Annotated in this window: 20 protein-coding genes; 9 read left to right on the top strand and 11 right to left on the bottom strand. The window is 34.9% G+C overall.

Translation table 11 applies throughout. From position 1 onward, the window contains the following. The first annotated feature begins 9 nt into the window (after nucleotides 1–9). From AC07XU_RS17515 to AC07XU_RS17505, 3 genes are all read left to right on the top strand, one after another. Nucleotides 10–1,518, top strand: coding sequence for a GH3 auxin-responsive promoter family protein (locus AC07XU_RS17515; RefSeq protein ID WP_494944927.1), 1,509 nt, complete (start codon nucleotides 10–12; stop codon nucleotides 1,516–1,518). A gap of 40 nt (nucleotides 1,519–1,558) precedes the next feature. Next, on the top strand, nucleotides 1,559–1,966 hold the full coding sequence (locus tag AC07XU_RS17510) for a YkvA family protein (RefSeq protein ID WP_494944926.1): 408 nt from the start codon (nucleotides 1,559–1,561) through the stop codon (nucleotides 1,964–1,966). Between the two features lie 383 nt (nucleotides 1,967–2,349). After that, the gene (locus AC07XU_RS17505; RefSeq protein ID WP_494944925.1) at nucleotides 2,350–2,778 is read left to right on the top strand and encodes a CBS domain-containing protein; all 429 of its coding nucleotides are present in this window, start codon (nucleotides 2,350–2,352) and stop codon (nucleotides 2,776–2,778) included. A gap of 73 nt (nucleotides 2,779–2,851) precedes the next feature. On the opposite strand, the gene AC07XU_RS17500 is transcribed toward AC07XU_RS17505, so the two are convergent. The 3 genes from AC07XU_RS17500 to AC07XU_RS17490 form a co-directional block, all read right to left on the bottom strand. Next, the gene (locus tag AC07XU_RS17500; RefSeq protein ID WP_494944924.1) at nucleotides 2,852–4,303 is read right to left on the bottom strand and encodes a M20/M25/M40 family metallo-hydrolase; all 1,452 of its coding nucleotides are present in this window, start codon (nucleotides 4,301–4,303) and stop codon (nucleotides 2,852–2,854) included. A 238-nt stretch (nucleotides 4,304–4,541) separates the two neighbouring features. Further along, complete coding sequence (locus AC07XU_RS17495) at nucleotides 4,542–5,591, bottom strand: TerC family protein (protein WP_494944923.1); 1,050 nt, start codon at nucleotides 5,589–5,591, stop codon at nucleotides 4,542–4,544. Further along, nucleotides 5,591–6,562, bottom strand: a complete 972-nt coding sequence (locus AC07XU_RS17490) for a polyprenyl synthetase family protein (RefSeq protein WP_494944922.1) — start codon at nucleotides 6,560–6,562, stop codon at nucleotides 5,591–5,593. The genes AC07XU_RS17495 and AC07XU_RS17490 overlap by 1 nt, the downstream gene beginning before the upstream one ends. A 65-nt stretch (nucleotides 6,563–6,627) precedes the next feature. Here AC07XU_RS17490 and AC07XU_RS17485 point away from each other — a divergent pair, with 65 nt between their 5' ends. The 3 genes from AC07XU_RS17485 (at nucleotide 6,628) to AC07XU_RS17475 (ending at nucleotide 9,569) form a co-directional block, all read left to right on the top strand. After that, nucleotides 6,628–7,620, top strand: a complete 993-nt coding sequence (locus AC07XU_RS17485; RefSeq protein ID WP_494944921.1) for an alpha/beta hydrolase — start codon at nucleotides 6,628–6,630, stop codon at nucleotides 7,618–7,620. Nucleotides 7,621–7,887: 267 nt separating this feature from the next. After that, complete coding sequence (locus tag AC07XU_RS17480; protein ID WP_494944920.1) at nucleotides 7,888–8,268, top strand: PH domain-containing protein; 381 nt, start codon at nucleotides 7,888–7,890, stop codon at nucleotides 8,266–8,268. Nucleotides 8,269–8,480: 212 nt separating this feature from the next. Next, nucleotides 8,481–9,569, top strand: coding sequence for a redoxin domain-containing protein (locus AC07XU_RS17475; RefSeq protein ID WP_494944919.1), 1,089 nt, complete (start codon nucleotides 8,481–8,483; stop codon nucleotides 9,567–9,569). Between the two features lie 21 nt (nucleotides 9,570–9,590). Here the strand turns inward: AC07XU_RS17475 and AC07XU_RS17470 are convergent, their stop codons facing one another. The 6 genes from AC07XU_RS17470 to AC07XU_RS17445 all read right to left on the bottom strand — a co-directional run bounded on the left by AC07XU_RS17470 (nucleotide 9,591) and on the right by AC07XU_RS17445 (nucleotide 16,624). Next, nucleotides 9,591–10,592: a YpdA family putative bacillithiol disulfide reductase gene (locus AC07XU_RS17470; RefSeq protein ID WP_494944918.1), complete on the bottom strand. Its 1,002-nt coding sequence runs from the start codon at nucleotides 10,590–10,592 to the stop codon at nucleotides 9,591–9,593. Nucleotides 10,593–10,723: 131 nt separating this feature from the next. Then, nucleotides 10,724–12,139 (bottom strand): MBL fold metallo-hydrolase, encoded by a 1,416-nt coding sequence (locus AC07XU_RS17465; RefSeq protein WP_494944917.1) that lies wholly within the window; start codon nucleotides 12,137–12,139, stop codon nucleotides 10,724–10,726. A 246-nt stretch (nucleotides 12,140–12,385) separates the two neighbouring features. Beyond that, nucleotides 12,386–13,402, bottom strand: coding sequence for an asparaginase (locus AC07XU_RS17460; protein ID WP_494944916.1), 1,017 nt, complete (start codon nucleotides 13,400–13,402; stop codon nucleotides 12,386–12,388). Nucleotides 13,403–13,725: 323 nt separating this feature from the next. Next, entirely contained in the window at nucleotides 13,726–14,493 is a 768-nt protein-coding gene (locus AC07XU_RS17455) for a TatD family hydrolase (protein ID WP_494944915.1), read from the bottom strand. A 95-nt stretch (nucleotides 14,494–14,588) separates the two neighbouring features. Then, nucleotides 14,589–15,569, bottom strand: a complete 981-nt coding sequence (locus AC07XU_RS17450; RefSeq protein WP_494944914.1) for an FKBP-type peptidyl-prolyl cis-trans isomerase — start codon at nucleotides 15,567–15,569, stop codon at nucleotides 14,589–14,591. A 44-nt stretch (nucleotides 15,570–15,613) separates the two neighbouring features. Then, on the bottom strand, nucleotides 15,614–16,624 hold the full coding sequence (locus AC07XU_RS17445; protein WP_494944913.1) for a DHH family phosphoesterase: 1,011 nt from the start codon (nucleotides 16,622–16,624) through the stop codon (nucleotides 15,614–15,616). Nucleotides 16,625–16,737: 113 nt separating this feature from the next. Between AC07XU_RS17445 and AC07XU_RS17440 the strand changes: the two genes are divergently transcribed. The 3 genes from AC07XU_RS17440 to AC07XU_RS17430 all read left to right on the top strand — a co-directional run bounded on the left by AC07XU_RS17440 (nucleotide 16,738) and on the right by AC07XU_RS17430 (nucleotide 18,288). Beyond that, nucleotides 16,738–17,157: a nucleoside-diphosphate kinase gene (locus AC07XU_RS17440; RefSeq protein WP_494944912.1), complete on the top strand. Its 420-nt coding sequence runs from the start codon at nucleotides 16,738–16,740 to the stop codon at nucleotides 17,155–17,157. An 86-nt stretch (nucleotides 17,158–17,243) separates the two neighbouring features. Beyond that, nucleotides 17,244–18,005 carry a BamJ family beta-barrel-assembly machinery protein gene (bamJ, locus tag AC07XU_RS17435; protein ID WP_494944911.1) on the top strand — a complete coding sequence of 254 codons (762 nt, stop codon included), beginning with the start codon at nucleotides 17,244–17,246 and terminating at the stop codon, nucleotides 18,003–18,005. 109 nt (nucleotides 18,006–18,114) lie between these two features. Next, nucleotides 18,115–18,288 carry a hypothetical protein gene (locus AC07XU_RS17430; protein ID WP_494944910.1) on the top strand — a complete coding sequence of 58 codons (174 nt, stop codon included), beginning with the start codon at nucleotides 18,115–18,117 and terminating at the stop codon, nucleotides 18,286–18,288. A gap of 61 nt (nucleotides 18,289–18,349) precedes the next feature. Here the strand turns inward: AC07XU_RS17430 and AC07XU_RS17425 are convergent, their stop codons facing one another. After that, nucleotides 18,350–18,640 carry a DciA family protein gene (locus AC07XU_RS17425; protein WP_494944909.1) on the bottom strand — a complete coding sequence of 97 codons (291 nt, stop codon included), beginning with the start codon at nucleotides 18,638–18,640 and terminating at the stop codon, nucleotides 18,350–18,352. Next, nucleotides 18,633–19,736, bottom strand: a complete 1,104-nt coding sequence (gene recF, locus AC07XU_RS17420; RefSeq protein WP_494944908.1) for a DNA replication/repair protein RecF — start codon at nucleotides 19,734–19,736, stop codon at nucleotides 18,633–18,635. The genes AC07XU_RS17425 and recF overlap by 8 nt, the downstream gene beginning before the upstream one ends. Nucleotides 19,737–19,818 lie beyond the last annotated feature (82 nt).

Here is a 19,818-nt window from a genome sequence, read left to right as displayed (position 1 = left end):
CCTCAACTAATGGCAATTGTAAATTCAATTTTTACTTGGTACATGAAAAAGCGCATTCATCAGATTGAGCTTTTTATTAAATATCCTCTAGACGTACAAGAAGAATGGTTACACAGCTTAATTTCTAGTGCAGCTGGTACCGAATGGGGCAAAAAATATGATTATAAATCGATCTTAACTGTTGGTCAGTTTAAGGAACGTGTTCCTATTCAAAATTATGATACCTTAAAGCCATACATAGAGCGAATGCTTAAGGGCGAGCAAAATATTTTATGGCCTTCGGATATTAGATGGTTCGCCAAATCATCGGGCACTACAAGCGATAGAAGTAAGTTTATTCCAGTTTCTCCAGAAGCTTTAGAAGAATGCCATTTTAAAGGCGGTAAAGACATGATTTCTATTTACTGCAATAATCAACCACAAACCCAAATGTTTACGGGTAAAGGCTTAGTTTTAGGCGGTAGCCACCAAATTAATCAGCTTTGCGAAGATATTCACTATGGAGATTTATCAGCAGTGCTGATTAAAAATTTACCCATGTGGGCAGAGTATTACCGTACGCCAGATATCTCCATTGCATTAATGGATAATTACGAAGAAAAAATGGATAGAATGGCCGAGGCCACCATTAAAGAAAACGTAACCAATATTTCGGGTGTACCAACGTGGACTATAGTTTTAGCCAAAAAAGTTCTAGAAATTACCGGTAAAAAGAATTTATTAGAAGTTTGGCCAAACTTAGAATTGTATTTTCATGGTGCGGTTAATTTTGCGCCTTACCGTGAACAATTCAAGGAGCTCATTCCCTCGCCAAATATGTATTATTTAGAAACTTATAATGCATCAGAAGGTTTTTTTGGCATACAAGATCAGGATAATTCTGAAGAGCTTTTGCTAATGTTAGATTATGGTATTTTCTATGAATTTTTACCAATAGAGAACTTAGATGACGAAAACCCGCAAACTTTAACCCTAGAACAAGTTCAATTGCATAAAAACTATGCAATTATTATATCTACCAATGCTGGTTTATGGCGTTACATGATTGGCGACACTATTCAATTTAGGTCATTATCTCCTTTTAGGATAAAAATTACAGGCAGAACCAAACATTTTATAAACGCTTTTGGAGAAGAATTGATTATTGACAATGCAGAAAATGCACTGATTAAGGCTTGTGCAACTACCGAAGCTAAAATAAAAGACTACACTGCTTGTCCGATTTACTTTAAAGGAGAAGAAGCGGGAGGACATGAGTGGATTATCGAATTTGAGCAACAGCCTAATAATTTCGAGCATTTTGTTGATGTAATGGACCAAACCTTACGAGAAATTAACTCAGATTATGATGCCAAACGTTTTAAAGACATGGCTTTACGAAGGCCAAAAGTACATAATGCACCAGTAAATACTTTTTACAATTGGCTTAAAAACAGAGGCAAACTAGGAGGCCAACATAAAGTACCACGTTTAGCCAATGACAGACAATATGTAGATGAAATTTTAGAGTTATTGTAGTTTAGGTATACTTATTGTTAGCCATTATTAAACCTAACCTATGAATTTCGATCAATTAAAATCTAGCTTTGATGCTTTTACCAAAAAAGCAAGCACCTTAATAAACGATAAAGGCAAAACGTCAACAAAAATTCAAGAAGCCATTAAAAAAGCTACTGAAAACAAAGCCTCATTAACTAACGTTTGGGACCAAATACAGTTATTTTTTGCGCTGGCAAAAGATTACGTTAATGGCACCTATACCGACATTCCGAAGAGCTCTATAATTGCTGTAATGGCTGGTTTACTGTATTTTATATCGCCTTTAGATATTATACCAGATTTTATTGTGGGCTTAGGCTTTTTAGATGATGCCTTTATTTTAGGCATGGTATACAAAAAAGTGGCTAAAGAATTAGAAAGGTATCAAGACTGGAAAGATCAGCAGAAGAAAATTATCCATATTTAAATCGATTTTTTTCGAAAAGCAAATTCAGTATCTCTTAGGAAACAATTGTCCCGCTTTTCGCTTCTGCCGATGAAAAATCGGCATCCACTTCAATCGGGTTTAGAAAAGTTCTGCTTATGCTATTATGTAAAGCTGCACAGTTTCATAAACCTTTATCGTTGTTATTGCTGTTATTGCACTAAAATTTGTTGCTAAACCTGATTGAGCTAAATAGCTCCTTTAAGCCGCAGGCTTGTAAGGACTATAAGCGAAAGCAGGACTGTAGAACCAATAAATAGCTGAACGTTCATTTTCGAAAAATTAAACTTCTAAAATCTGAAAAAACAACAATTTGTATTTGAAATTATTTTAGTTAGCTTTAAGTAGCTAATAAACAAATAACTATGAAAACAGTTCAGCAGATTTTAAATACAAAACCAGTTCAAATTTTTAGCGTAAGCCAAAGCACTTCGGTTTTAGACGCCCTTAAATTAATGACCGAAAAAAATATTAGTGCTTTGTTAATTATGGAAAACGAACAATTACTGGGCATATTTACCGAAAGAGATTACGCCCGGAAAATTGTTTTGCAAGGTAAGACTTCGATGGAAACCCCAATTAGCGAGGCAATGACAGCGAATCCTATTACCATTGACCCGAAAGATAGTATTGAACTTTGCATGGAAATTATGACAGATAAGCACATTAGGCACCTACCTGTTGTTGCCGAAGATAAAGCAGTTGGCATGGTTTCAATCGGAGATGTGGTAAAATTCATCATTGCCGATCAAAAACAAACGATATCACAACTGGAAAATTATATTAATAGTTAAGTTAAAAATGTTGGAGTGTTATAAGTTGGAATGTTAATCTCGCAACATTTCAACTCTACAACTTTACAACATCTTAGTCCTTCCATCTCCATTCGCCAGCAATTTTTAGTGGCTCTTTTAGTCTTTGTTCAATTAAAAAGGCTTCTAACTTTTCTTCTGTTTGTTTGGTAACCGGAATTTTTGCAGTATTGGCCAAAGCATAGGCTAAAATTGCACCGTTTCTAACTGTGTTTTTTAAGCCTTGCTCATCTACAAGTTTAAAAACATCACCATCAGAGTGGTAATAAGGACCAGAATTGTTTGGCAATTTGCCACCAGCGCCGCCACCAGTTGGTACACCTTCTAATAAAAATGGTTGATGATCGCTATGCAAGCTTGCTCCAGCTAAAAATAGATTGGTAAAGCCGCTATCTAATTTCGCAACTTCCGCTCCCCAACTTGTAAACAATTGCTCTAACTCTTCTCTAGAGGTATTAAAACCTTTCGGATCATTAGTCATATCATAGTTAAGCATAAAACTAACCTGATTAAGCGTACCATCTTTTTTTGCCTGATTTACATAAGCTTTAGAACCTAATAAGCCTTGTTCTTCGCCCATAAAAAGAACAAACTCTACAGTGCGTTTAGGTTTAACCCCTAACTTTTTAAAAGTACGAGCCATATCTAAAACGGCAAAAGAGCCTATTCCATTGTCAATTGCACCAGTTGCCAAATCCCAGCTATCTAAATGCCCGCCAACCACAACTTTCTCATTAGGAAATTGAGTGCCCTTGAATGTTGCAATTACATTTCTAGCTTTAATTAAGCCAGAAAAATTAGTCATATCAATAGTTGCAATCTGACTAACCGTTTTTAATCTTTCTTTAAGGGCCATTCCATTTTCTAAACCAATACAAACGGCCGGAATTGGAATTAACTTACCTGTAACTGAAGCAGTACCTGTAAGTAATACCCCATTTTTAACAGTATTGATGATAATTACTCCGACTGCCCCGTATTTTGTTGCTATAGCCGTTTTTTCTGGACGATGCAAAGATGAAGTTCCTTTTGGTGAGCCTGGCAATACACCTAAATAAATCAGGGCTATTTTACCTTTAACTTTATCACCTATTGCAGCATAATCAGCTTCTAGTCCATTGCCAGCGTCAATTATTGGCGCAGTAACATTTGCCTTAACAGGCGAATGTGCAAGAGTAACTGCTTTAACAGGGGCTAAATCATTGCTATTGCTTCCAATTTTAACAGATATGGTTTTTCTATCCCAACTCTCTACTTCAAAAGGTTGATATTTAACATCACAGCCATAAGATTTTAATAAGTTAAAGGCATATTCTTCGGCTTTTGCACCATTTGCAGAACCTGTTAAACGATGACCGATTGTTTCGGTTGCATTTTTTAATGTACCGTATGCTTTAGAGTTAGTTTGTACTTCTGTATTGATTTGTTTAAAAACAGGAGCGAAATTATCTTGCGCCGCAACAGATATAGAAAAACTAGCTAATGCCAGAAATAGAAAATTCTTCATCAATATTAAATTTGATGAAAAATAAGGTTTTTAAATAAATTTACAGTTAGTTATTTGAATTTTTACAATCTAAACTGCCTTGCGTGATTTCGAACAAGTTTTTTGCGAGGAGAAATCTCTTTCTTATAAAATTCACTATTAGAAATTAAAAGATTGTAACCAATTCACAAACTAGTTCTTTTATTAAAGATATCTCGTCACTATGCTCCGTCGATATGACGACCGCCACAACACTGACTCAACTATGCGCCTTCTTTTTAGGAAATACTAACGATGCCACCACACTAGCTGTTAAGATAAACAGAATGATAAACAACGAATGCTCGGTAGTAAATCCCCATAATTTAAGGTAATGGTGAGCCAACATTTTAACTCCTATAAAGGTTAGTAAAAATGCCAAGCCAGTTTTAAGGTAATGGAATTTATGAATGATATTGATCAATAAAAAGAACATTGATCTTAAGCCCATAATGGCAAAAATATTAGAGAAGAATACGATGTAAGCATCTTTAGTTACCGCAAAAATAGCGGGGATTGAATCTACTGCAAAAATTAAATCTGTAAATTCTACAATAAGCAATACCAAAAATAAGGGTGTAATAAACCTTTTGCCGTTAATTTTATGGAAAAAATTATTGCCTTCGTACTTTGGATGGATAGCAAAAAATTTAGAAGCAAATTTAACTACGGGATGCTTTTCAGTGTCTATTTTATCGTCTTCATCGTTTGAGAAAAACATTTTTACACCTGTAAAAATTAAGAAAGCACCGAACACATATAAGATCCAAGAGAATTGATTAATTAAAGCAGCGCCAGCAAAAATGAAGATAAAGCGCATGATGATTGCGCCTAAAATCCCCCAAAATAAAACCCTGTGATAGTATTTTTCTGGAACAGCAAAAGCTGAAAAAATCAATACGATTACAAAAATATTATCAACCGAAAGAGCGTATTCAATTACATATCCAGTTAAAAACTCAATCCCAAGATTTTGATTGTATATTTTTAAACTTGCATCAAAATCTCCAGGAACTAAAGTTATGGCATGTTTATGAGCTTTAACAATTTGCTGCAATTTAGCATAACTATCAATGCCATGTAATTGCTGTCCTTCGGTTATCAACAAAAAATAGAAACCAAGCGCTAACGTTACCATAATAAAGCTCATGATCCCAGCTTGCTTTAAGCTTATAACATGGTCTTTTTTACTAAACAAACCCAAGTCTAAGGCTAAAATAAGCACAATAAAGACTAAAAAACCGCCTATAAATAAGAGTTCGCTCGACATTATTTTTTACGTTCTGTTGTATATCTAACTAATTGTTCTAATCCAGTTCTGGCATCGCTTTCTTCAAACTGATACAAAATATCAAAAGCCTCCTTCTGATAGGCTAACATCTTTTCGTTAGCATATTGCACTCCGTTTTTACTATTTACGAAATCTATAACCTCTTGTATTTTTTTTGGATCGTCATTATGATTTTTAACCAAATTAATGATCCTCTTGCGCTCTGGCTTTTCTGCATTATTTAAGGCATAAATTAGCGGAAGCGTAACTTTCTTCTCTTTAATATCAATACCCAACGGTTTGCCAACATCATCGGTACCAAAATCAAAAGTATCATCTTTAATTTGAAAAGCGATCCCTACTTTTTCGCCAAATAATCGCATTATTTCAATCGTCTCTTCATCTGCTCCTGCAGAAGCAGCGCCGCAAGCGCAACAAGAAGCAATTAACGAAGCTGTTTTTTGTCGTATAACTTCAAAATATAACTCTTCGCTAATGTCCATTCGGCGTACTTTTTCAATTTGTAAAAGTTCGCCTTCGCTCATTTGCTGCACTGCCGTAGACACAATCTTTAACAAAGCAAACTCGCTATTGTTTACCGACAATAATAATCCTTTGGCCAGTAAATAATCGCCTACTAAAACCGCTATCTTATTTTTCCATAAGGCATTAATGCTAAAAAAGCCACGTCTTTCGTAAGCATTATCTACCACATCATCATGTACCAAAGTTGCCGTATGCAATAACTCTACTAAAGCAGCTCCTCTATGAGTAGATTCGATAATGCCACCACACAGCTTTGCAGCAAAAAACACGAACATTGGTCGCATTTGTTTACCTTTTCTTTTAACAATATAATGAGTTATTCGATTTAACAATGGGGCATCGCTACGCATAGTATCTTTGAATTTTACTTCAAAAGCATCTATCTCGGCGGCAATGGGCTGTTTAATCTGATTTATTCCGGGCATTCGGCTTAAAAAATGTGTTTGCAAACTTACTTATTAAAAGCGTATTTTTAATCAAATTAATTAACGTGAAAAAATTCTTATACATTCTGGTTACAATAGCCTTTGCATTGGCAATTGTATACCTAGTTGGACCAAAACCAAATGCTCCAATTTACCAAAAAGAACTGCCTAAAGTTGCAGAGTTAGCAAACCTAACAGCTTATATTGATCAACAGGAAGCTAAGCACAAAATAAAGCCGGGCAATAATGCCGAAGTTATTTGGGCAGATAGCACCAACCAAACTCAAACTGAATATGCCATTGTTTATTTACATGGTTTTTCGGCTTCAAAAGAAGAAGGTAATCCGGCTCACCAATACCTAGCAAAAGCATTAAATGCAAATTTATATCTGGCCCGATTGGCCGATCATGGGATTGACACCATTGCACCAATGCAATATTTTACTGCAGATCGACTTTGGCAATCGGCCCAAGAAGCTTATGCAATAGGCAAAAAATTGGGCAAAAAGGTAATTTTAATGGGCACCTCTACCGGCGGCACTTTGGCTTTGCAACTGGCGGCAACTTACCCAGAAATTAACAGTTTGGTTTTATTATCGCCAAATATTGCCATTAATGATAAAAACGCTTGGATGCTAAATGATCCATGGGGTTTACAAATTGCACGTAAAGTTGTTGGTGCCGATGAACGTAAAGTTGATGGAAGAGCCGCAGCTTATAAAAAGTTTTGGTACACCAACTATAGGTTAGAATCATTGGTTGAGCTAGAAGAATTGCTAGAAACTGCAATGACACCAGAATTGTTTGCACAAGTAAAACAACCTGTTTTAATGTTGTACTATTATAAAAACGAAACCGAGCAAGATCCTGTGGTACGTGTAGATGCAATGCTTAAAATGTTTGATGAATTGGGTACGCCTACAGCTCAAAAACAAAAAGTTGCCTTAGCAAATGTTGCCAACCATGTTTTGGGCTCAGCCATTACCTCCAAAGATATAATTGGCGCACAAAAAGCGATGGATGGGTTTATTGCAGGAAGACTAAAGGTAAAAGACTAAAGACCAAAGCGGAAAGAACATCATTTTGCGTACTTTGTTTCTTTGCGGTTTAAAAAATGAATGATTAGAAAAAGTTCTTCAGTAGTTCTTGGCAAAATCAGTCCCGCCATACACTACAATTTTTTTGTCCTTCGACAAGCTCAGATGACAAAAAAGATTTTCGTTGCTGTCGGGTTTATATAACAAAGTAAGTGCAAAAAACAAAAATTAAATAGAACATTGGCCCTTTGCGTAATTGTGCCTTAGTGGTTTAAAAAAATCAAAAAAATGGGAATATTTTCATCGTTAATGGGTAATGCAGGTGCAGTAAGCCCAGAAGAATTAAAGAAAAATTATGGTCAGCTATTAATTGTAGGCGAAGAAATTGAGTTAGGGTTTAAGCTGATTAGAGATACTTTTATCTTTACCAACAAGCGTTTAATTTTAATTGACGTACAAGGTTTAACAGGCAGTAAAACTGAATATCTTTCAGTTGCTTACAAAAGCATTTCGAAATTTAGTGTAGAAACCGCAGGTACCTTTGATTTAGAAGCTGAACTTAAAATCTGGATTTCTAGTGAAACCATGCCGAGCATCAAAAAGAAATTTAATAAATCGGTAAATGTTTATGAGGTGCAAAATGTCTTAGCGCATCATGTTTTGGGGTAGCTGCAGTTCTTGTCAGTCTGAGCGTAGTCGAAGACCTTAAAAATACGGCTACTGGCATTATCTCAACACAAATATATTGTGTATAGTTGCGTAGTTTCGGCTGGTGGAGACACCAGCCGATAGGAAAAAATTTCTAAATTTACAGTTACTTGCTTACGGATTTCAAGTACCTATCATATTATTAAAATTTATACTTTATCAAGATAATAAAAATGAAAAATTTGTTTTTAAAGACTGTTATATTTTTTTTATTCATTTATCCATTTTTCACAGCATCTGCTCAAAAGTTTAAAATCAATGGAACTACGATTGGTATAAAGGATAGTAAATGGATATTCGTAAGAAAAGGTACATCAGATGTAAAAATAGACTCTTCTTTAATTTTAAATGGCAAATTTTTGCTTCAAGGAAATATTGATGACGATGCTGTGGAAATGATATTATATACGGAAAATTATGAAAACTATACCACTCTATGGGTTGAACCCAAAGAAATGACTATTAATTTACGAGCTGGAGAATTCAAAAAAGCAATTATAAAAGGCTCCATTACTCAAACTGAGGCTGAAAATTTTAAATCAAAGTTGAATAGTTTAATTCAATTGCAAGATAGCTTAAGCAGTTTATTAAAAGGACAAAAAGGTAAAGAAACAATAGATGTTTGGGATAAATTAAAAGCATTTAGATCTAAAGAACAAGATATATATCAAGATTATGTAGCAAACAATCCAAACTCTTTTTTCGCTACCAATATTTTATATGTTTATGCCTCCACATGGGGAAAAGAAAAGACAAAAGAGTTATATCAGAACTTAACCAAAGCGCAAAAATTGTCGTCATTTGGAAAGGGAATTAATGAATATCTTATTTTAAATCAAGAAATTAAACTCGGAAATAAATTTGCAGATTTTGAGCAAACAAACACGCAAGGCAAGAAAGTTAAATTATCAGCTATAAAGGCAAAATATATTTTATTGGAGTTTTGGGGGTCATGGTGTGGCCCATGTAGAGAGGAGAACCCAAATCTTGTTAAAACTTACAATGAATATAAAAGTAAAGGTTTTGAAATTTTAGGTGTAGCAGCAGACAATAATAAGGAACAATGGCTAAAAGCTATTAATGACGACCAACTGCCATGGGAAAACGTAAGTGATTTAAAAGGGAATAGAAATGAAGCTGTGGTTATTTATGGCGTAAATTCATTTCCAACTAGTTATCTTATTGATGATAAAGGAATAATCATTGCCAAAAATTTATCAGGTGAAGCATTAAGAAAAAAGTTAGCAGAGTTACTGCCTTAAATTTATAGTGCATTTAAATGCTTATAACTTATTAACTCCCTCAAAACTCACTGTTATATGCTTAACAATCTGCTCTGCATGTACCCTAGAGTTTTCGATAAACCATTTATGTGTATCCATGCCGCCACAAACTACTCCAGCTAAGTACAAACCTTTTTTATTGGTTTCCATCGTTGCTGGGTTGTGCACAGGCGATTGATTTTCATCTAACTCTACTCCCAACTTTTTAAGCAGAGCGAAATTAGGTTGATAACCTGTCATCGCTAAAACGAAATCATTCTCAATAGAAATGCTTCCCTCAGGTGTTTGAATTTGAACCTCGCTATCGCTAATAGTTAAAACTTCACTATTGAAATAGGCTTTAATCTCGCCTTCTTTTATTCTGTTCTCAATATCTGGCCTAACCCAATATTTAACATAAGAACCAATTTCGCTACCACGAATAACCAAAGTAACATCAGCACCTTTTCTGTAAGTTTCTAAAGCCACGTCAATTGCTGAATTGTTAGCCCCAATAACCACCACTTTACTAAAAGCATACAAATGCGGATCTTGGTAATAATGTCTCACTTTTGGCAATTCTTCGCCGGGTATGTTCATCATTACTGGCACATCGTAAAAACCAGTAGCAATAATTACATTTTTTGCCTGATATGTTTTTTTAGCAGTTTCAATTTCGAAGTCATTTGCAGATAGCTGTGTAAGCTGCTTAACCTCTTCAAATAAATTAATGTTCAATTGAAATTTTTCGGCCACTCTGCGATAATATTCTAAGGCTTCATTACGGTTTGGTTTGTTGCTGATGCTCACAAATGGAACCCCTCCAATTTCTAGTTTTTGAGAAGTAGAAAAGAAGGTCATGAATACCGGGTAATGGTATAAACTGTTTACCAAAGGGCCTTTCTCTACAATTAGATAACTTAAACCTGCATCTTGAGCTTCAATTGCACAAGCCAAACCAATTGGACCAGCACCAATAATTAGTACATCATATTGCGAATTTGAGGGGAAGATTTTTGCCAATTTATTGTTGCTTTAAATGATAAACCTGATTGTAGCGAACATGTAGGGGTTGCCCTTGTGGCTACCCCGAAATAAAGCGTAAAGCAGGGCTGAATTTGCCAAGCATAACTTACAATGTTTTTCTACAAAAATTACACCTTCATTGCCTTACTCGGACAAGCGAAATCGGTGCGTTTTAAATTTGTTTCTTTAATTGCGCCATAACCGCCTGCGATGTCAATTACATTTTCTATGCCACGAGCTTTTAAAATAGAAGCGGCAATCATTGAGCGGTAACCACCAGCGCAGTGAATGTAATAGGTTTCTTGAGGTTTTAACTTTGGTGTCCAATCGTTAATGTAATCTAAAGGCCGGGTTAGGGTATTTTCTAAATGTTCGGCTTCGTATTCTCCAGGCTTGCGCACATCTAAGGCATGGATAGTTGGCTGATCATTTACTGCTTTTTCGAATTCACTTGCCGTTATGGAAGTAATATTATCTGTTTCCTTACCTGCTTTTTCCCAGGCTTCTAATCCGCCAGCTAAATAACCAATTGTATTATCGTAACCTACACGAGCCAAACGCGTAATGGTTTCTTCTGCTTTTCCCTCGTCGGTAATTAATAAAATCTCTTGCTTTAGATCTGTAATTAAAGCGCCCACCCAAGGTGCAAATTGGCCATTTAAACCGATATTAATTGAATTTGGCACAAATGCTTTTGCAAATTGTTGAGGATCTCTGGTATCTAAAACTAAGGCTCCAGTTTGGTTGGCAATATCTTCAAAAGCCTGAGGCGAACGTGCTTGCAAACCCTGCTGATAAACCTGATCCATATTGGTATAACCACCTTTATTTAGAGCTGCGTTTTTGGCAAAATATTGTGGCGGTGGCAAAATACCATCGGTAACTTCTTTTATAAATTGCTCTTTTGAAGTTGCTTTTAACGCATAATTAACTTCTTTTTGGTGACCAAGTGTATCGAAAGTTTCTTTACTCATACTTTTACCACATGCCGAACCTGCACCATGACCAGGATAAACTATTACTTCATCTGGCAAATTCATGATTTTACTGTGCAGCGAATCATAAAGTATTCCTGCCAGATCATTCATCGTTAATTCACCTTTTTGCGCTAAATCTGGTCGGCCAACATCTCCAATAAAAAGGGTGTCGCCACTAAAGATACAATGTGGTTTACCATTTTCATCGAACAACAAATAAGTGGTAGATTCTAATGTGTGACCAGGGGTATGTAAGGTTTTGATGGTAAGATTGCCAATTTTAAACTCCTCTCCATCTACTGCAATATGCGATTTGAAAGTTGTTTGAGCAGTTGGGCCGTAAACAATTGTAGCACCAGATTTTTCTGCCAAATCTACATGACCAGATACAAAATCGGCATGAAAATGAGTTTCGAAAATATATTTGATTTTCGCACTGCTTTGCTCCGCTTTTTTAATATATGGTCCAACTTCTCTGAGCGGATCAATAATCGCGGCTTCTCCGTTACTTTCTATGTAATAAGCAGCTTCTGCAAGGCAACCTGTATATATTTGTTCTATTTTCATCCTTTGGTATCAAGTAGTGAGTATCAAGTATCAAGATGCGAGTATGTTGTATCAAGACTTAATCAACAAAAATAAGATTATAAATTTTTATAGCAGAATGATTGTAGTCATAATTGCAGCAATTTTACTTTATTGAGATGTTGGATTGAGATGTGAGAAGTGAGATATGAGATGTGAGATGTGAGATTGATATAAGAACAATTGAACGAATGAACAATTGAATTAATGAACAATTGAACCAATTCCCTAACTTGTCAGCTCTCCGGCAATAGCAATTTCCATTTGTTTGCTGATTTGATCTTTTGAAATACCTAAACCCATTAAATACATCAGCTTAGTTACTGTGGCTTCAAAAGTCATATCGTAACCACTTAACACACCCATTTGCTGTAGTTTTCTACTGGTTTCATACATACCTAATTGTACAGAACCACCTTTGCATTGTGAAATATCTACAATGATTTTGCCTTTTGATATTGCAGTTTGTAAGCAATTGATGAACCATGCTGCAGTGGTAGTATTGCCAGAACCAAATGCTTCTAAAACAATTGCGCTAACTGCTGATTCTGTAATCGCCTTTACTGCATTTTCTGTAATACCTGGGTATATTTTAAGCACCCCAATATTGGCATTAAACTGTGTATGAATTTGAAATGGCTGAGTTGGAGTTGGTAAAATATAGTTTGGAAAAAAATCTAAATTCACGCCTGCTTCTGCCAAAATGGGATAATTTGGAGATGAAAAAGCCTCAAATTTTTCGGAGTTGTTTTTGATTGATCGATTACCTCTAAAAAGCTGATAATCGAAATATACACAAACTTCGGGCACCATTGCTTTACCATCTTTTTTGGTAGCTGCAATTTCTAAAGCAGTAATCAGATTCTCTTTAGCATCTGTTCTAATCTCGCCAATTGGCAATTGAGAACCTGTTAAAACCACTGGCTTTGCTAAGTTTTGAAGCATAAAACTTAAAGCTGCTGCAGTAAACGACATGGTGTCTGAACCATGCAAGATTACAAATCCGTCAAATTCATCATATTTATCTTTGATTAATTCTGCTAACTCTGCCCAAATTTCTGGATTCATATTGGATGAATCTAAGATAGGATCGAAAGAATGCACAGATAATTGATAATCTAAACGGGCCAATTCAGGAACATTTTCTTGAATTTGTTCAAAATCAAAGGGAATAAGTGTGCCCGTTTTGGCATCATTTACCATCCCAATTGTACCGCCAGTATAAATGATTAGAATTTTTGTCATACGTAACAAAGATAAGTTTTTTAACTTTGAGATATAAGGAAATAAGTGTGCAATCAACCGCAAAGAACTGAAGAGTGCTAATATTAGATATTTACCTCACCCTTACAACATTCTGTACATTTACTTCTTTTCTGCTTTCCCTCTCCTTAAAGAGAGGGATTTAATGAACTCTGCGTAAAGCTGTAGAGCTGCCTCAACTTTCCCTCTCTTGAAGGAGAGGGATGCAATGCCTTAACGAAAACCACCAACTTTCATAGGGTGAGGTTAAGTGATAGATTTTACTAGATAACTTTAAGAATAGCCAAAAAAATAAGAAGAAAACCTTAAACACCAAAAACCTTCCTCGAATTTTCAGTTGTTACTTCTGCTACTTCTTCCAAAGTTAAACTATAAATATCTGCTACCTTTTGGGCGATATGAATTAGATAACTACTTTCATTAGGTTTACCACGATAAGGAACTGGGGCTAAGTAAGGAGAGTCTGTTTCTAAAACAATATTAGCTAGAGGAATATCGGCTAAAACCAAATCTAAACCAGCTTTTTTATAGGTTACAACACCACCTATTCCTAAATAAAAGTTTAAATCAATTGCCCTTTTAGCTTGCCCAATATCTCCTGTAAAACAATGAAATATACCTCTTAGTCTCTCGTCCTTTTCAGAATCTAAAACTTCAAAAACTTCATTAAAAGCTTCACGGCAGTGAATAACTATGGGCAAACCCAAATCTTTGGCCCAAGCTATTTGTTTTTTAAACGCATCTTGCTGTATGCTTAAAGTAGATTTATCCCAATATAAATCAATTCCTATCTCGCCTATGGCAAAAATTTTTCTATCGGCTATGCTTTTATAAATTTCAGCTAACTGCGCTTCATAATCTTCTTTTACATCGCATGGGTGTAAACCTGCCATTGCAAAACAATGCTCAGGATATTTTGACACCAAATCATCAATCATGGCTATAGATTTCACATCAACATTTGGCAAAAAAAGTCGCTTAACATCAAATGCAAAACAACGTTCCATTAATAAATTTTGCTTTTCTGTATCGGTTTCGTAATAAAGGTGAGTGTGGGTGTCAGTTAACAGCATATGCAAAGGTATTTTTTATTTGTTTATTGATGTAAATCGTGTTGCATAAAAAAACCCTGCTCGTTACCAAGCAGGGCTTTTATAAATCTTATATATTATGGTTGCACTGGTGCAGGCGGAGGAGTTGTTCCTTTGATAATTTTAACAATTTCAATATCAAAAGCTATTGGCGAATATGGACCAATACCAGCTTGAGGATTACCTTGTTCTCCATAACCTAATTTAGAAGGCATAATTACAGTAGCTTTACCACCAACACCTACTAAAGAAATAGCTTCTGTAAAACCAGGTACAGTTTGTCCGTAAACCATTTTGGTTGGACCATAAGTTCTACCCATTTGCATTTTATCTAAACCGCTTTCCTTTGCAATTTTAGCATCGCTGGTATCAAAAACTTTGTATTTACCGTCTTGACCTTTTTTAGTTAAGCTACCAGTATAGTTAATCTCAACAGTATCGCCCAAAGCTGGTCTTTCTGCAGAGCCCGGAGCAGTAATGACGTAATGTAAGCCACTTGCAGAAACTTTAGTTTTTAAATCTTTGTCATCGATATATTTTTTAAGTTTAGCATCTTCACCAGTTTTAATTTTATCCATTGTGGTTTTAAAATCTGCTTGGAAAAAATCATTAGCTCTTTTTTGGAATGCTGAATCTACTTCACCTGCATTCTTTTTAAATACTTTCTCTATTTTAACTACAAAAGTTTGAAATTTATCATTTTTAAATTGCTCAGCTTTTGGTTGTTTAGTGTATTTTTCAAGTGTATCTAAATTGATTTTGAAAGTTGCGCTATCACCTTCACCTAGTAATGCCAACGCATCATTTTGGTCTCCAGCATACATTTTTTTCTGTGCCATAAATATTTGTGGCATCTCATTGTCGTATGAACTAAAGAAAACCGAATCTTTATCATTTTTAACAATCAAATTCATTTTAATGATGTCGCCTTCTTTAATTTTCTCTTTGTTTTCTGATTTGTGGATAGTATATAATAAACCACCAGCACCTTTTTTCTCTTGATTACAAGCTGCTAAACCTAAGGTAGCTGCTAAAAGAATTACTAAACTTTTTTTCATTTTCTATTTTTTTGTTTGATTGAGAGCTACCTCTCATTTTATTTTTATTGTAATAATTGTGTTTTATATTCAGGTAAAATGGATTTAAAATCGGCAATCGTATCTGCTAAATTCTTATCAGAAGCACCACCGGCTGCATTTCTGTGACCACCGCCACTGAAATATTTTTTACAAATCTCATTTGCCGGAAAATCTCCAGTTGAGCGCAAAGATAATTTAACTTTATCAGTTCTTTCTATAATAAAAGCGGCTAATTTAATTCCATTAATTGACAATGCATAATTAACAATCCCTTCTGTATCTCCAGTAGCAATATCGTATTGTTTCAGTTCGTCGGCATTTACTGTAATGATAGCTACATTATAATCTCTTAAAATTTCTAATTTGTTAGATAAACAATGTCCTAAGAAACGTAAACGGTTTTCTGATGCGTTATCATATACCAACTGATGAATTCTCCAATGTTCTGCACCTAAATCTATCAAATCTGCCGCAATGCGATAAACATTTGAGGTTGCTGATGGAAAACGGAAAGAACCAGAATCTGTCATGATACCTGTATATAAACAGGTTGCCACATCTTTTTTAACGAGTTCTCCCTCACCCAAAACATTTACAATAAAATCGTAAACTAACTGAGCAGCAGCGCAAGCATTAATATCCCAATGGCGGTAATCATCAAAGTCTTCGGGATCTAAATGATGGTCAATCATCACTTTTAAACCTCCCGCATTGCGAATGTGCTCACCTAAATCATTAATTCTACTCAATGTATTAAAGTCACAGCAGAAAATTAAACTAGCTTCATTTACTAAATTAACCGACTTTTCTACATCTTCGGTATAAATAACAACGTTGCTATTGTTTGGTAACCAATGTAAAAAATCAGGATAATCTGTAGGGGTAATAACCGTAACATGATGCCCTTTTTGAATTAAAAATGCATATAAACCTAAAGATGAACCCATCGCATCGCCATCTGGTTTATGATGAGTTGTAATGACAATTTTCTGTGGTGTTGCCAGTAAAGTTTTTAATTCTGAAAGTGATATCATAATTTTTCGCCTGCAAAGCTAATAATTTTAGGTATAATAGATAGCTTTTATTGGATTAGCTTTAATATTAAGTTAAAGAATTGTATTTTTGCAAAAAATTCAATTTAACCCAAATGAGTACAAATAGAACATTTACCATGATTAAGCCTGATGCTGTAGCTAACGGGCACATTGGCGCAATCATAAATGACATCACAAGCGCTGGTTTTAAAATCATTGCTTTAAAATACACCAAACTAACAGAAGAAACTGCTGGAAAGTTTTATGAAGTACACAAATCTCGCCCGTTTTATGGTGACTTAGTGAGCTTTATGTCTTCTGGGCCAATCGTTGCTGCTATTTTAGAAAAAGACAATGCAATTGAAGATTTCAGAAATTTAATTGGTGCAACTAATCCAGCTGAGGCTGCTGAAGGCACTATCCGTCAGAAATATGCAAAATCTATTGATGCAAATGCTGTACACGGTTCTGATTCTGATGAGAATGCTCAAATCGAAGGAGATTTCTTCTTTAAAGCTGATGAGCGTTTCTAAGTAAATCTGCTTTTGAATTATTGATAAGCACCTCATTTATTTAAGGTGCTTATTTTTTGCTTATATTTCGCCTTTAAATTTTAATAATGAAAAAAATAATCATTGCATCGGTTGTAACGCTATTTGCCATTAATGCTAATGCGCAAACTGCAGCAAAAAAAACTACAACTGTTAAAAAGCCTATTACTGCTACGAAAACCGCTACTAAACCAGTAGTTAAAGCTAAGTTATTCAATAATAAACTTGATTCTGCTAGTTACGCCTTGGGTATAAATGTAGCCAGCAGCTTTAAATCTGGCGGAATGAATACCTTAAATTACGAGCTGTTTAACAAAGGTTTAAAAGATGCTTTTGCTAAAACAAATCCGTTATTAACAGAAGCGCAATGCCAACAAGCCGTAAACAGTCTGTTTGCGAGTTTTAGCAAAGTACGCGAGGCGGAACAAATGAAAAAATTTGAACCTCAGATTAAAGAGGGTAAAGACTTTTTAGCTGCAAACAAAACCAAATCTGGTATTAAAACCACTGCAAGCGGACTACAATATGAAGTTTTAACCCAAGGCACTGGTGCAAAACCAGCTTCGGCTGAAGATAGAGTTACTGTAAATTATAAGGGAATGCTACTTAATGGAACTGAATTTGACAGTTCATATAAAAGAGGAGAACCTACATCTTTCGGTTTAAACCAAGTGATAAGTGGCTGGACAGAAGGTTTACAGCTGATGACTGAAGGATCAAAATATCGTTTCTTTGTGCCTTATGAATTAGCATATGGAAGTAGAGATGCTGGTCAGATCCCTCCTTACAGCACATTGATTTTTGAAGTGGAGTTAATCAAAGTAAACTAAAAAATAGCTAAAATACTTATACCAAAAAGTCTGTTCACTAGAGCAGACTTTTTTATTTCAAACTATTCGTGATTTAGGCTGTTTATTTAAAAAATTAAACAGAATTGTTATGAAAAGATATATCCCATTGGCAGCAATTGCCTTAGTTTGTACAACTTTAACCAGTTGTGATTTAGTTGAAGGAATTTTTAAAGCAGGCGTTTGGTCGGGCGTAATTATAGTTGTAATTGTACTGGCCTTGATTATTTGGTTAATCTCTAAAGTTTTTGGCGGCAAAAAATAGCCGTTTATAAATAGTTTAGCGAAGATTTTTATTAAGCAAAGCTTGATTTAATCTTCGCTATTTATAGAAACACTATTTCGCTAATCACTTTTGCACCAGCTCTTTCATTAAGTTTGTCGATAATGCCAGTTCTAACCATTAGCAGTTCGTTTTTGATAACGGAAGATTCTATCCTCACGAACAATTTACCGTTGCTTACGTAAATTTGAGTAGTACGGTTAGCAACTGCAGTGCCCATTAACTCGGGCCAATGTGATACCACACCGGTTTCATCATATTTGCCACGCAAACGATAAACAGATAGCATTTTTGTAATTGCCTCTTTTAGGGTGATGTCATTCGGTTTACGCATGTTTAATCATTCCATTTTCTACCTCAAACAAGGTTACCTCCACATTTATTTCTTTAAAAACAGATTGTACCCTTTCTCTTCCTGTATCAGTGATAAATATTTGCCCAAAATCATGATGTGAAACCATCTCCATTAATTTTCTAACGCGATGATCATCTAATTTATCAAAGATATCATCCAGTAATAATAAAGGTTTAAACGATCTAAACTTTTGCAAATAACTATACTGAGCCAGTTTTAAAGCAATTAAAAAAGATTTCTGTTGCCCCTGCGAACCGAACTTCTTTAAAGGCATATCGCCAATGGCAAATAGCAATTCATCTTTATGGATGCCTGTAGTAGTGCGCTCTAAAATCCTATCTTTCTCAATTGATTGGTTTAGCAAGTCTTCAAATTTTTGTTCGTTTAACTGCGATTGATAATTTAAAGAAACCTGCTCTGCATCTTCGGTAATAAAGCTATAATGCTGATTAAATAGCGGAATAAAATCTAGCAAAAACTGCTTACGTTTTGCAAAAATCTTATTTCCAGAAGCAATCAATTGCTCATCCAATATTTGTAATAGCGTAACATCAAGCTTTCTTGTAACTGCAATTTGCTTTAGTAACGAATTTCTATTTAATAAATGTTTGTTGTAAACAATCAGTTCATCTAGGTAACTAGCATCTGTTTGTGAAATTACGTTATCTATAAATTTCCTCCGTTCTTCACTCCCATCCATTATCAAATTTACATCGTATGGCGATATCATCACTAAAGGAAAAAGACCAATATGATGAGCTAATTTATCGTACTCTTTCTTGTTCCTCTTGAATTGCTTTTTCTGATTACGCTTCAATCCGCAAGTTATTTTCTCGTTCTTGTCTTGCCTATCAAAATCACCTTGTATTAAAAAAAGATCTTCATTCGCCTTTATCTGCTGACTATCTATTGGGTTAAAATAGCTTTTACATAAGCACAAATAATGTATAGCATCTAATAAATTGGTTTTACCAGCACCATTATTACCAACAAAGGCATTCACAGTTTTAGCAAAGCGAAGTTCTGCAGACGAATAGTTTTTAAAGTTTAAAAGGGTGATGTTTTTTAACCACATAATTGAATTTCAAATATACAGAATATATGCGTTTAGCGAATGGTTTTTGCCTAGTTAAAACACTAATTGAACTAGAGTAAAC

This window comes from Pedobacter sp. GW456-11-11-14-TSB4 (genome assembly GCF_059424425.1).
This window is presented reverse-complemented; position numbering and strand designations above follow the sequence as displayed.